Raw genomic sequence first — 13,316 nt, 5'->3', positions numbered from 1 at the left:
TACGAATCATTCTGGATAGCAGAAATTGTTTAATTCAAGGCGCTTTGCCCGCGACGTTTAGTGTTTCTTAAACGAGTGGTAAAGCAACGATCAAGTAGACGATTTATGCAGCCAGAATTACATCATTCCACCCATACCACCCATATCAGGCATAGGTGCAGCTGGCGCTTCTACTGGAAGGTCTGTGATCATACATTCAGTGGTGATCATTAAGCCAGCCACAGACGCTGCAAATTGTAGTGCGCTACGAGTTACTTTAGTTGGGTCAAGAATACCCATCTCTAACATATCGCCGTATTCACCCGTTGTTGCATTGTAACCGTAGTTTGCAGTGCCTTTTTGTACATTGCTTGCCACTACTGATGCTTCTTCACCACAGTTAGAAACGATTTGACGTAATGGAGATTCCATCGCACGAAGTGCAACGCGAATACCTACATTTTGGTCGTCGTTGTCGCCTTTAAGATCTTTTAATAGACCAGCAACACGGACTAGTGCAACACCACCACCGGCAACCACACCTTCTTCAACGGCCGCACGTGTCGCATGTAAAGCATCATCAACACGGTCTTTTTTCTCTTTCATTTCAACTTCAGTTGATGCGCCAACTTTAATGACCGCAACACCGCCTGCTAATTTAGCAGAACGCTCTTGAAGTTTTTCTTTATCGTAATCAGATGAAGACGCTTCAATTTGTTGTTTGATTTGGCTAACACGTGCAGAGATAGCTTCTTGCTCGCCTGCACCATCGATGATAGTTGTTTCATCTTTATTGATAACGATACGTTTAGCTTGACCAAGATCTTCAAGTTGTACTTTCTCAAGGTCTAGACCAATCTCTTCAGAGATAACAGTACCCGCTGTTAGGATTGCAATGTCTTGTAGCATTGCTTTACGACGATCGCCGAAACCAGGTGCTTTAACAGCTGCTACTTTGACGATACCACGCATGTTGTTAACAACTAATGTTGCTAGCGCTTCGCCTTCAACGTCTTCAGCAATAATTAATAATGGTTTTGATGCTTTAGCCACTGCTTCTAATGTTGGTAATAATTCACGGATGTTACCGATTTTTTTATCAACGATTAGAATGAATGGACTGTCTAACTCAACAGTACCTGCTTCTTGGTTTGTCATAAAGTAAGGAGATAGGTAACCTCGGTCAAATTGCATACCTTCAACCACTTCTAGCTCAGTTTCTAAGCCTTGGCCTTCTTCGACAGTGATAACACCTTCGTTACCTACTTTTTGCATTGCAGTTGCAATAATTTCGCCAATTTCCACATCAGAGTTAGCAGAGATAGTCCCTACTTGTGTAATTGCTTTAGAATCAGAACAAGGTGTAGATAGTTTTTTCAATTCAATAACAGCAGCTTTAACTGTTTGGTCGATACCACGTTTTAGATCCATTGGGTTCATACCCGCAGCAACCGCTTTTAGACCTTCAGTGATGATTGATTGTGCTAGTACTGTTGCTGTTGTTGTTCCGTCACCGGCTGCATCATTAGTTTGAGAAGCAACTTCTTTAACCATTTGTGCGCCCATGTTTTCAAACTTGTCAGAAAGTTCGATCTCTTTAGCAACAGTCACACCATCTTTAGTGATTTGAGGAGCACCAAAGCTTTTGTCGATAACAACGTTACGTCCTTTAGGACCTAGTGTTACACGTACTGCATTGGCTAAAATGTTTACGCCATCTAGCATTTTGATTCGAGCATCGTTACCAAATTTTACTTCTTTAGCAGACATTATATTTTCCTTTTACTTTTCTTTAATTTTTGTTTTCACAACAAGAGAATAAACAGCAATCGTTAGCAATTATTCAACAATCGCTAAAATGTCATTTTCACTTAAGATCAGAACTTCTTCACCTTCAATTTTTTCTGTTTTCAAACCGTAGCCTTCACTGAAAATAACAGTATCACCTACTTTTACATCTAATGGTCTTACTTCACCATTTTCCAAAATACGGCCTTTACCCACGGCGATAACTTCACCACGAGTTGATTTTTCAGCAGCGCTACCAGTTAAAACGATACCACCAGCAGATTTAGTTTCTTTCTCAGTACGCTTTAAAATAACGCGATCATGTAGAGGACGAATAGACATTATGACTTCCTTTGATAGTTAACAGATATAGTTGTTGTATTAGTTGTTTAAACTGATGGGGCCAAAAAAATATGATTCAAGGTGATTGATAAAAAAATTGCTAAAAAAATTCGTTTCAGGCATAAAAAAACCAGCTTAGTGAAGCTGGTCTTGTTTTAGAGATAAACAATTGTATTGAAAATTAAACGGCAATCGTTTTCGGTTGAGAAAGCTCTAAAACCATTTTGTTTATTTCGCTTACTGCGATCATTATTTTTTGCTCTGCAATAAGGTGTTTATAAGCTACAACTTTACCATCTACCACCCTAAAGCGACCTAAGCCAGCAATAAAAATACGTCCATTAAAGAAACCTTTGGCAAATTTTGCAATTTGACGAGGTTGATATTTTTTAAAAACTCTTAACGTGCTAGAACGACTAATTTTCATCGTTATCCCTCTGCTATTTATCACTTTTATAATTCATTATTATTTGCAGTGCATATCCTACTTAAGAATGATGACACTTTTGTTAAAAAAATGTCATTAAAATAATGATATTAAGGCAATATTATTAGAATAGTTTGATCAATCACTAATTAATCTAGTTTTTTATCTTCTTTATGCTCGAATTCACCTTCGATGATTGAATCATCTTGCGCTGTTCTTTGTGTAAAACCTTGGCTAGAAAATCCTCCCATACTTGCTTGAGGAGCAAATTTAACATTGGCTAAGATAACCTTGGCAATGCCTGCTCGAAGGCTTGGCTGTAACAACAACAAGCCACAGATGTCGGTTACAAAACCAGGTGTCACTAATAACACACCAGTAATAATCAACATCATACCTTCAATCAGCTGTTGTCCCGGCATTTCACCAGCAGCCATCCGTTGTTGTAACTTTTGAACTAATTGTAGGCCTTGACTTCGCACTAACGCAGAGCCAATTAACGCGGTTAATATCACTAAGGAAATAGTAGGCCAGGCACCTAAAAAACCACCCACTTTAACTAGAACAAATATTTCTAGTAAAGACACACCCGTAAAGATTAAAAATAATCGTGCAAACATAGAGACCTCAATTAACAAAGTGAATACCTAAATATAATGGGGGTTATTTTGCTAATATCAACCTATTGGATAATAAAAGGCGCGAAAAGTTCAATGCAGCTACTTATTTTGAGAAGATAAATCAGCATTTTTTAAAACCTAACAAACACCACTACCGCTACTGATAATGATGTTTGAATTAGTTTAAAGTAGATTTTTTAATGCGTTGTAGAGCGGTGGTTCTACGCTTAATCACTATGTTCAATACTATTGTCTTGATCACAGTTCCATCGTTTTAATAAAAGGAATACCGGTAATAAGATAACGGCCATCCACAGAAAAAGCGTGCTTTCTTGTGGTGCGTAGATCCACCCAGAAATAAACGTTAATAACGCCATCACTAACCCCAAAGCAACACTGGCATATAAAGTTTGATAACCGACCATTAGATGCTCTGGTTGTTTAGCGATAAAACGCATGGCCGCTAAATGCGCTAATGCAAATGTGAAAGCGTGGAATGTTTGTACCAACAATAACCAAACAAGATCGGTTGTTTGCGCTAATACGGCCCACCTTATTAACCCTGCCACGACGGCTAACAAACACATTTGTTTAATAGACCAATGATGGAACCATTTATCGTTAAAGCGCATCAGTAATACTTCAGCAAAAACCCCAATCCCCCATAACAAAGCAATATTAAACTCAGAGATGTTCATTGAATTCCAATATAGCGCACTAAAAGAGTAATAAGCGGCATGGCTCCCCTGGATCAGCCCCATCACTAATATAAAATAAATAACCGTTGGCTGCTTTAATAATGACAATAAGTTATGGTGTTTATTTTTAGGCGGCAAGCTTTGTTGTTGTAATTGTGGATCAAGTTTTATCAGCGTCAGGCAATAATTAAAGAAAATGGCAATAATAATTAACCATAGAATACTTTCATGTCCAAACTCACCGATCGTCCAACCTACAAAAGTTGAGCCAACAATAAAGCTGACGGATCCCCATAACCGAATCTTGCCGTAATTAATTTGGATTTGCTTTACTAACCGAGTACCAATGATGTCACCAATAGGGACCATCGGCGCCATTAAAAAGTTTAGTAATAAGGTTGCCGCCGCCAACGCATACCAGCCTTGAAAATACACGATTAATAATAAACAGATGAGGATAGTAAAGGTTAGATAACAGGCCATACGTATTGGCCCATTCGCAGTTTTTAATCGAGGTAATAAACCAATATTACTAACAAAACGTAATACCAAGCCTAATGAAAATAAGGTACCGATTTGTTCTGGGCTCACTCCTTTTTCAGCTAACCAGATCCCCCAGAAAGGTAAAAATATTCCCCATATAAAAAAGAAACAAACAAAATAAGAGGTTATCCAAGACTTAGCAGCTATATTCAAAAGTAATACTTCCTATGGGTGTTTTGTAGTATTTTATATTGCATATTGGTGAAAGAGCATGCTCAAAAAACACTATTGTATCGTTTTTTTATATTTAGCTGGTATAAAAAAATCAACTTAGGTTTATTTAACGTTATCAATGAAACTCGGGGTTACGGACTTGTATCTGTGTGGTTATTTGATGGGTATATTCGCTGTTGCTTTTTAACTGTGCTTTTACTGTCACTTCAACATTACGCATTGTTGCTAGACCATTTGAAGCAATGCTTTCCACAAAACGTAACTCTGTCACCTTTAGAAATTTAGGATCCGTTAAATTGACCCAACTACCACTACTATAACAATTGATAGCCTGCGAGTTCAAAGCTCTTCCAAACTGTACACTATGCGATGTTGATGAATAACGAAAAGCCATAAAATGAGACGGTGAAGCTGTAATCGCATGATTATAGTTATAAGCATAAACAATACAGTGTTGTGCGCCGTTATTAATACTATCGACAACTTTATTATTGGCTAGACCGACCATGAAATCACTACCACCGAATCCAGCTCGACGAATATCATTTTCCATTATCCCTACAAGTGATTGTATATCTGCATGGAAACGAGAGAGCTTCATCCCTTTATAACCAGCACTGACATTGGTAACGTATAAACTTATAATCATCGCTAATAGTAAAGAACCTAGTAGTAATGAAATCAGCATTTCAATAAGGCTAAAGCCAGACTTTAATGATATTGGCACTAACATTTTTTATGCCCAAGTTGAGCTTGGGCTAGCGCACAGACTCTTAAACGCATCGCACTTTGTATAATTGATAAAGAATGTTGCTCGCTATTGGTAATTGTAACCGTGCCAGTTTCTACTGAAAAACGTAATGCTCCATAGGATGCCTGCGTTCCTGTAAAAGTTAATGTTGAACTATCAATAAAAATAGTTTTTCCATCGGCAAGATCTTGTACTTTTTCAACACCATCTAATTGGCACGAATTAGTACTAAAACAATCACATTGATTGGTATCACTGATCCCCATCTTCCAGATGTTACCTTGTTGACAAAAATTAACGTAAATTTTTTGATTCCGTTTGATTGCTTCTACTTTTGCAAGTTGTAACGTGTAATAAACTTCTGACGTGCGGCTAAGCAAGGTTTGATTTGCCAGAATCCCTTGGTATGAAGCCGTGGATATTGAAATAATAACGCCCAAAATAGCAAGCGTAATGATTAACTCAATAAAGGTAAAACCGTGATCATGGAAGTGAGTCATTGCCCCTCCTAATATTTTACAGTTTATGATTTGAGGTTAAATATTGTATTGTAGTGATTTTTAGCACTGTGCTTTTGAATCGCAAAAATATAGCTGAAGCATCAAACAACAATCTATTCAGCGTAGAACAAAAAAATCAATTTAGCCTGATTATCAGTAAGTAGTTATATTGATTTTTTTAAAGATGGGCAATGAAGTTTACAGGAGGACTAGCTTAATTTATAACGTAGAAAAATATAAATGATTGTTCTCTTTAGCAAATTAATAACAAATAAAAAGCAAATATGGCCAACTTAAAAGGAATGAAACAATTAATAAAAGTGCAATATATCTGTCATAAAAATGCCATCTCATCAGCTTATTGTATTCAGGCACACACACTTGGACAGTAAAGTTAAGGGGATAACATGCAACAGATTCAATTAAATGATAGTGATATCAAAATTAACAACCTATTCCACACTCCCGTTAAACGTAAACCTAAACCTCGTAAGTGGCGAGAAATTGAAAATGCCAAGGCACAGTTGATGCTTGCTAAAGAGTTACGAGAGATTGATCCTTCATTTAGTTTTTCTCAATCAGAGTTAATATAGCCCGCCACTAGGTAAGAAATAAAAAACGCATCCTTTGGATGCGTTTTTTATTAGCTTTTCAATTAAACTATTTCAATTAAACTATCGATTTCAAATATTAAGATTGAAAAAGAGCTTCAATAGATAAGCCTTGTTTTGATAATACTTCACGCAGTGCTTTTAATGCTTCTACTTGAATTTGACGGACACGTTCGCGTGTTAAACCAATCTCTTTCCCCACATTTTCTAATGTCGCCGCTTCGTACCCTAATAAACCAAAGCGCCTTGCTAATACTTCTCGTTGCTTCGCGTTTAAATCCTCTAACCAATCCACTATACGTAATTTCATATCATTAGTTTGTAATGTATTTTCAGGGGTTGTCTCATTACTGTCTGGAATGATATCTAATAATTCTTTGTCAGAACTATGACCAAGTGGAGTGTCCACTGAACTTATACGCTCATTCAGCTTTAAGATTTTTGACACCTCCTTTGCTGATACATCCAACTCTTTAGCAATATCCTCCGGTGTTGGCTCATGTGTTAATTTATGTGCTAATTCTCGTGCAGTACGTAAATACACATTCAATTTTTTAACAATATGAATAGGCAAACGTATCGTACGAGTTTGGTTCATAATGGCGCGCTCAATGGTTTGACGTATCCACCATGTTGCGTAAGTAGAAAAACGAAAACCTTTTTCTGCATCAAACTTTTCAACCGCTCGGATAAGCCCTAAATTACCTTCTTCCACTAAATCTAATAATGATAAACCACGATTATTATAGCGACGTGAGATTTTAACAACGAGACGCAAATTACTCTCAATCATACGTTTACGAGACACTTCATCGCCGCGATGAGAACGGCGTGAATAATAAACTTCTTCTTGGGCTGTTAGCAACGGAGAGTAGCCAATTTCACCCAAATACAACTGAGTGGCATCCATAACCTTAAATTCACTGCTTGTTGCATAACGTTCAGGTTCTACAGGCGCATCAGCCTCAGCTTTTTCAATATCTAATCCATTATCTATTTCAAGATCGTCGACGATTGGCTGATTATATTTGTCTAAATCCGTGTTCTCTGAATTAACTGAAGTTGTTCCTACCATGGTTGCACTCCCTTTTTCTTGCTTCAATTTGATGAACTATTACTTTTTAATTGAACCATTTTGATATTCCTAAATTATTTCAATCATTAACTGCTTACTAAAAACTTGATCGCGTTATTAATGTTTAGGTAAGTAACGGAGGGGATCAACAGACTTACCACGATAGCGAATATCAAAATGCAATCGTACGGTATCTGTATCACTATCCCCCATCACAGCTATCTTTTGGCCCATTTCAACTTGTTCATTCTCTTTTATTATTAGTTGGTCATTATGTGCATAAGCACTTAAATAGTCATAATTATGCTTAATAATGATTAGTTTTCCATACCCTCTTAAACCGCTACCTGCATAGACAACTTTTCCTTTTGCCGCTGCATATATTGGTGTTCCTCGAACGTTAGAAATGGAGATACCCTTCATTCCTTGCGGGGAGTTAGCAAAGGTTTTTGTTAACTTCCCCTTAGTTGGCCACTGCCAATTCGCCACTTTATTATTTGAATCTTGGTGATTGTTTGCTTTCTTTTTAATCACTTTTTCATCAACAACATTAGCAGAATATGCTTTCGATGATTTTTTAACAACCCCTATTTTATTGTTTTGTTTGCAGGTTTGAACTGTGCAACTTTCAGTGCTATTTTTTGCCTTATTTGACGAAGAAACCACCACTTTAGAGGTACTTGCGCGTAAATTTAGGACCTGTCCTTTTCTAATAATATAAGGTTTTTTTAAGTGATTACGTTTGATTAACGTACTCACTGCCATACCCGCACGCCAGGCAATGGAATAAAGCGTATCACCCTGTTGAACAACATACTTTTTTTGCCCTGGCTTAATACTTTTACCACTTGCAATATAAGTGCCACTACCTTTGTTAAGCGCACCTTTATTTGATTTCACATCATAAATCGGTGCTCTACCTCCCGGAGAAGAGCATGAAAACAAAAAAAACAATGTAGTAAATAATATAATTTTCACAATAAAATTAATGCTTTAAAGTAAAGTATAAAATAGCAACAGCAACAATTGTCAACCAACCTAACGCATCGATATATTTACTCAACTTAGCTTCCATTTTTTCACCACCCAATACCATTAAACCTGCGACTAAAAAGAAACGTAACCCGCGGCCAACTAAAGCCGTTAATAAAAATGGCCAGAATGCCATATTCATGACACCTGCAGTAATAGTAAATACTTTAAATGGCACCGGTGTAAAGCTGGCAATAAAAATAACCATCACTCCCCAACTATTAAACCATGATTGTGCTGTTTGCATTTTATCTTGATAACCCATCATTTCTATAAATGGCAACACAACTGGTTCATATAAGGCACTACCAAGGTAATATCCTACTACACCACCTAATACTGAAAACACAGTTGCCCCGAAAGCAAAGCGCCATGCAAGATGACGTTTTGCTAAAGCCATTGGCGCTAACATAATATCAACAGGAATTGGCCAAAATATCGACTCGATAAATGCGGTTAAGTATAAATAAAAAGGGGCGTATTTATGCTTAGACCAACGCATTACCTTTGTATAAAGTGGGGCAAATATTTTCACAGTATTCTCTTTTATAAATAAAAATAATGGATGACGACTAATTGCCGCCTAACCAATGCAATAAACAATTAATTTTTGACTCGCCGTTAAATCAGATATAAGTAGGATACCAACATATAAACGTCAAACTCAGATACCCTAATCAAACAGTGGTTCTATCCTTAAGATGATTGTTAGGAGCAATCGTCAATACTTGCCCCTCTTCCATAACGCTGTATTGTCGCTATACGAATAACCTAATAACCGAGCCACCAATTCATCATAAGCTTGTATCAATAAGCTCGCGGATCACACTGGTTGCATAACATCCTGCAGGTAAATAGAATTTTATTGTTAACGTTGTTTCATCTAACCATTGATAGCTAAACTGCTCAGGAATCAATAATAACGGTCGACGCTCTTGTTTTAAGCCCTCTTTCGCCAATCCTTTTTGTAAGTCTTCAAATGATGACAGACACGCTAATTCATACTCCTTTGCATCGTCAGATGAAGTAAGTTCACCCGCTCCCCATAAAGGGGCCGTTAAACAAACTTCGCGTTTAGTTAAACGTAGCACTGTTTGTTCAGATAAATCAGGTAACGGAAAAAAAGATCGATTAGCAACAAACTGTACACAATCACCAAGTAAAGGTTGTACCTGTAAATTATCAGTAATACGCTGTGATATAACGCGATTAAATAAGTAACTTCTCGCTGCACTGAGGTAGATACCACGTTTAAAACGATCTTTTATTTTTCGACCATTAAACATTTGTAATGCGGCATTAACGTTATGCCCATCAAAACCAAAGCGTTGATTACCAAAATAATTGGGCACACCCTGCGCTACTTGATCTAATACACTTTCTAGCGTTGCTTTATCTGATATTTCACGTAAAACGATGGCGAAGTGATTACCGGCAAGGCAGCCTGTGCGAAGTTTTTTATTATGGCGAATGACCTTTAAAATACTCACACCAGGTGATTCAAACGTACTGAAGTCAGGAGTAACTTTGCCTGGAATATAAAGTGAAAACCATTGATAGGTTTCAGCTTGACGATCTTTTAACCCTGCATAACTCACATTCTTAGCAGCGATGCCTGCAAATTTAGCCAGCTGCCTCGCTAAATAATCAGTATTTTCACCTACTTTTTTAACCCACAAACAAACATGTTCGCCTTCGCCAGTTAAATCAAAATCTAAATGCTCTTCAACACGAAAGTCTTCACAATGCTGTTTAAATCGACCTGTACTGCTAGGTTTTCCATATAAGTAATTAAAGTCTAATGGATAAACCATTTTTTCAGGTTGTATTTCACTCATTGTGTATCCTTTAACAAAATAACCACAGCATGCGAGGCAATGCCTTCTTTACGACCCATTGGCCCTAATTGCTCAGTGGTGGTTGCTTTAACATTAATGTTACCTAAATCAGTATTGAGCAAACGGGTTAGCTCTACACACATCTGATCAATAAAAGGTGCCATTTTAGGTGCTTGCGCAATAATGGTGATATCTGCATTACCTAAACGATAGCCTTTTTGTTTCACTTTTTGGTACACATCAAGCAACAATTCTCGGCTATCAATACCTTTGAAAGCAGCATCATTGTCAGGAAAGTGCTTACCAATATCGCCGAGCGCTAATGCACCCAGTATCGCGTCACAAAGCGCATGGATAGCAACATCTCCATCAGAATGAGCAAGTAAACCTTGGCAGTAAGGGATCTTCACGCCAGCAATGGTAATTGGGCCTTCGCCGCCAAACTTATGTACATCGTATCCATGACCAATTCGGATCATATTAATTCCTTAATTGTGGGCGTTAAATTTAGAGAGATAAAATTCAGCAAGTAATAAATCTTCGGGCTGAGTTACTTTTAAGTTATCACTGCGCCCTTCAATGACAGTGACCGCTGCTCCATCTAATTCGATAGCAGACGCTTCATCAGTTATTAAGCGCTGTTCTTGTGTAGACGTTATAGCAGAGATTAATTGCTGATTGTTAAACATTTGTGGAGTGAGTGCATGCCAGAGATTGTTACGGTCGACAGTACGTTCAATATTGTTATGCAGATCGGTTCGTTTCATGGTGTCGCGGACTCTACAACCGAGTATCGCACCAGTTTTATAGGTGTTTGCATGAGCGATCAGCTTATCGATATCTTGTATTTGCAAACAAGGACGAGCTGCATCGTGAACTAAAATATAATCACTATCAGGCAAGACTTTAAGGGCACTCAGCACCGAATCCACACGTTCTTCCCCCCCATCTACTATCGTTAGTTTAGGGTGATTAGCCAGATCTAATAGGTGAAACCATTGATCATTTTTAGCGATAGACACCACTACTTTATTAATATCAGGGTGGTTAAGAAAAGGGGTAATACTATGTTCAATAATCGTTTTATCTAAGAGAGGTAAATACTGTTTAGGGATCTGCGCCCCAACTCGCTTACCAATACCTGCAGCGGGTATCACCGCAGAAAAAGAGAGTTTACTCATTTAATTTTCTTCCTTGGGTACAATGCGGAAAAAGGTCTCGCCTTCTTTGATCAAACCCAGTTCATTTCGTGCGCGCTCTTCGATTGCATCCGTCCCTGTTTTTAAATCGTCAATTTCAGAAAACATCATTTGGTTACGAGTTGTTAACTCAGCATTGCCTGAAATAGCTAATTCAACCTCCTGTGTAAATTCATGATGATCCTGCAGCCCATTTTTACCGAACCATAAATGGTACTGTAATAATGCGAATATAAAAATAAAGATAAACAACAGTAAGCGCATGATTTTATGACTCAGTATTAAAAAGTTAATCATCCCACATTCACCGGAAAATTAAAATCAACCCAAGGCAGCTAAATCGTACTTATTCTTATGATCTCAGTATCAAAAATACAGGTTAGCGAATAAAACCACTTTAATAAAAGATTGAGGTGCGTTGTAGGGTTGATGATAGTAAAGCATAAAGCTGAATAAATACCGTAGTTTTAGTCATTGCGAGGTTTGAAACTAAGGTAGAAAACTAGAGCAGATGGCTGAGGTTAATGGTTAAGGTTGATGGTTAAGGTTAATGACTGGCGTTAATTACTTAGGTTCAATATTGAGGTTAAATGTTAACGGTAAATAAAATGTTCAATAAAACGAAGCTTAACTCAACAAAGACATTAGCCTTTTGATACTCACTGTAAAACCGAATAGTGAATATAAAAGGCCTGACTTAAGCACTCTCCCCCGTGCATATTTCACAGGAAAAATAGAATTTAATCATATTTAAATAGCAAAAATCAATTTTTCCAAAACAGTAATTTACCTTCAAGTTGAGGATAAAACGGATGGATGAATAACTTGTGCGTCATAATTAATGCCACAATAGTTTTAATCACAATCATTTGCTCAATACCTAACAGGTAATAAGCGTAACCACCAACAAAAGCCGATATCCACATGAAAAATTGGAAGATACGCAATTTTTTAACACTCAAGGCAGTCAAAATAATCGCAAAATCAGCCCAAGTAAGTAACAAACCTAATGATGGATTTGCAAGATAATCATTGATAGAAAAATACGTCGCATACAATAAAAAAGCGATCATAATAACAAGAATAAAACGAGTCATCTTACGAGATAGTTCAGTAAAGTCACATAAGTAACGGTATAACGTCACACTACCTACTACCAAATTTAGCAATACTTTAGGCATTACACCGATTAAAATCCCCCAAGACACATCATTAATAACCGAAAGGAACGAAGCAAGACGCACATTTTTCATGCCATTAAAAATCATTAAAACGATGTAAAAAAAGACACTTGTCCAACCAAGTATATCAATGAGAGAAGGCATAGTAGCTCCAATAGGGGGTCAATAAAGGGATTCAATTTCAATAAAGCGCGCATTTTACGCTGAGTTAGCAAAATAAGATATGATTTAGCGCACTCTTAGATACATTTATAAAATGCTATAAGAGCTAAAACCTCGCGTAAGCAAATCTGTAATAGGCTCACAATCATTCAACGCTCTTTCTCCAATTCACCGACCTAAAATCAACCTAGATTGAGATTTTTTACTCTAAAGATTGAAAGTCGAATATTGGCCTTACTGCAGTTAGATAAAAACATTACAAACCTTTAATTTATTTAAGACTAAAATTAAGAGTTGTGCAGATGCGCCTAGAGCCACTTAGTTACGTAAAACATCAGGCAAAAAAAATCCCCAACCTAAGTTGAGGACTTATAAATCAAAGTAGAATATTAGCCT

The 13,316-nt window shown here is 37.2% G+C and carries 16 protein-coding genes; 1 reads left to right on the top strand and 15 read right to left on the bottom strand.

What is annotated here, in order from left to right; all coding sequences use genetic code 11:
* Window positions 1–117 precede the first annotated feature (117 nt).
* From groL to H592_RS0110805, 7 genes are all read right to left on the bottom strand, one after another.
* Complete coding sequence (gene groL, locus H592_RS0110835; RefSeq protein ID WP_028868798.1) at window positions 118–1,749, bottom strand: chaperonin GroEL; 1,632 nt, start codon at window positions 1,747–1,749, stop codon at window positions 118–120.
* A gap of 69 nt (window positions 1,750–1,818) precedes the next feature.
* Window positions 1,819–2,109, bottom strand: a complete 291-nt coding sequence (locus H592_RS0110830) for a co-chaperone GroES (protein WP_025565176.1) — start codon at window positions 2,107–2,109, stop codon at window positions 1,819–1,821.
* A gap of 181 nt (window positions 2,110–2,290) precedes the next feature.
* On the bottom strand, window positions 2,291–2,536 hold the full coding sequence (locus H592_RS0110825) for a DUF1107 family protein (protein ID WP_028868797.1): 246 nt from the start codon (window positions 2,534–2,536) through the stop codon (window positions 2,291–2,293).
* A gap of 149 nt (window positions 2,537–2,685) precedes the next feature.
* Window positions 2,686–3,156 (bottom strand): FxsA family protein, encoded by a 471-nt coding sequence (locus H592_RS0110820; RefSeq protein ID WP_028868796.1) that lies wholly within the window; start codon window positions 3,154–3,156, stop codon window positions 2,686–2,688.
* A 227-nt stretch (window positions 3,157–3,383) separates the two neighbouring features.
* Window positions 3,384–4,550, bottom strand: coding sequence for a 3-phenylpropionate MFS transporter (locus H592_RS22070; protein ID WP_051369133.1), 1,167 nt, complete (start codon window positions 4,548–4,550; stop codon window positions 3,384–3,386).
* A gap of 136 nt (window positions 4,551–4,686) precedes the next feature.
* Entirely contained in the window at window positions 4,687–5,304 is a 618-nt protein-coding gene (locus H592_RS0110810) for a prepilin-type N-terminal cleavage/methylation domain-containing protein (RefSeq protein WP_028868795.1), read from the bottom strand.
* Window positions 5,298–5,822 (bottom strand): GspH/FimT family pseudopilin, encoded by a 525-nt coding sequence (locus tag H592_RS0110805; protein WP_037071610.1) that lies wholly within the window; start codon window positions 5,820–5,822, stop codon window positions 5,298–5,300. Before H592_RS0110805 ends, H592_RS0110810 begins: the two co-directional genes overlap by 7 nt.
* A 407-nt stretch (window positions 5,823–6,229) precedes the next feature.
* Between H592_RS0110805 and H592_RS0110800 the strand changes: the two genes are divergently transcribed.
* Window positions 6,230–6,415, top strand: a complete 186-nt coding sequence (locus H592_RS0110800; RefSeq protein WP_028868793.1) for a DUF3545 family protein — start codon at window positions 6,230–6,232, stop codon at window positions 6,413–6,415.
* Between the two features lie 97 nt (window positions 6,416–6,512).
* Here H592_RS0110800 and rpoS read toward each other — a convergent pair whose 3' ends face one another.
* The 8 genes from rpoS to H592_RS0110760 all read right to left on the bottom strand — a co-directional run bounded on the left by rpoS (window position 6,513) and on the right by H592_RS0110760 (window position 12,902).
* On the bottom strand, window positions 6,513–7,508 hold the full coding sequence (gene rpoS / locus H592_RS0110795) for an RNA polymerase sigma factor RpoS (protein WP_028868792.1): 996 nt from the start codon (window positions 7,506–7,508) through the stop codon (window positions 6,513–6,515).
* A gap of 117 nt (window positions 7,509–7,625) precedes the next feature.
* A complete protein-coding gene (locus H592_RS0110790) occupies window positions 7,626–8,408 on the bottom strand; it encodes a peptidoglycan DD-metalloendopeptidase family protein (RefSeq protein WP_245600409.1) in 783 nt (260 codons plus the stop codon).
* An 85-nt stretch (window positions 8,409–8,493) separates the two neighbouring features.
* Complete coding sequence (locus H592_RS0110785) at window positions 8,494–9,075, bottom strand: YqaA family protein (RefSeq protein ID WP_028868790.1); 582 nt, start codon at window positions 9,073–9,075, stop codon at window positions 8,494–8,496.
* Window positions 9,076–9,334: 259 nt separating this feature from the next.
* Window positions 9,335–10,378: a tRNA pseudouridine(13) synthase TruD gene (truD, locus tag H592_RS0110780; protein ID WP_028868789.1), complete on the bottom strand. Its 1,044-nt coding sequence runs from the start codon at window positions 10,376–10,378 to the stop codon at window positions 9,335–9,337.
* Window positions 10,375–10,857 carry a 2-C-methyl-D-erythritol 2,4-cyclodiphosphate synthase gene (gene ispF / locus H592_RS0110775; RefSeq protein WP_028868788.1) on the bottom strand — a complete coding sequence of 161 codons (483 nt, stop codon included), beginning with the start codon at window positions 10,855–10,857 and terminating at the stop codon, window positions 10,375–10,377. The genes truD and ispF overlap by 4 nt, the downstream gene beginning before the upstream one ends.
* A 9-nt stretch (window positions 10,858–10,866) precedes the next feature.
* Window positions 10,867–11,559: a 2-C-methyl-D-erythritol 4-phosphate cytidylyltransferase gene (gene ispD, locus H592_RS0110770; protein WP_028868787.1), complete on the bottom strand. Its 693-nt coding sequence runs from the start codon at window positions 11,557–11,559 to the stop codon at window positions 10,867–10,869.
* A complete protein-coding gene (gene ftsB, locus H592_RS0110765; RefSeq protein ID WP_028868786.1) occupies window positions 11,560–11,841 on the bottom strand; it encodes a cell division protein FtsB in 282 nt (93 codons plus the stop codon).
* Between the two features lie 500 nt (window positions 11,842–12,341).
* A complete protein-coding gene (locus H592_RS0110760) occupies window positions 12,342–12,902 on the bottom strand; it encodes a hypothetical protein (RefSeq protein ID WP_028868785.1) in 561 nt (186 codons plus the stop codon).
* Between the last annotated feature and the right edge of the window lie 414 nt (window positions 12,903–13,316).

This window comes from Psychromonas arctica DSM 14288 (assembly GCF_000482725.1).
Classification (GTDB): Bacteria; Pseudomonadota; Gammaproteobacteria; order Enterobacterales; family Psychromonadaceae; genus Psychromonas; species Psychromonas arctica.
Note: the sequence above shows the minus strand (reverse complement) of the source record. Positions and strands in the feature narration are given on the sequence as shown.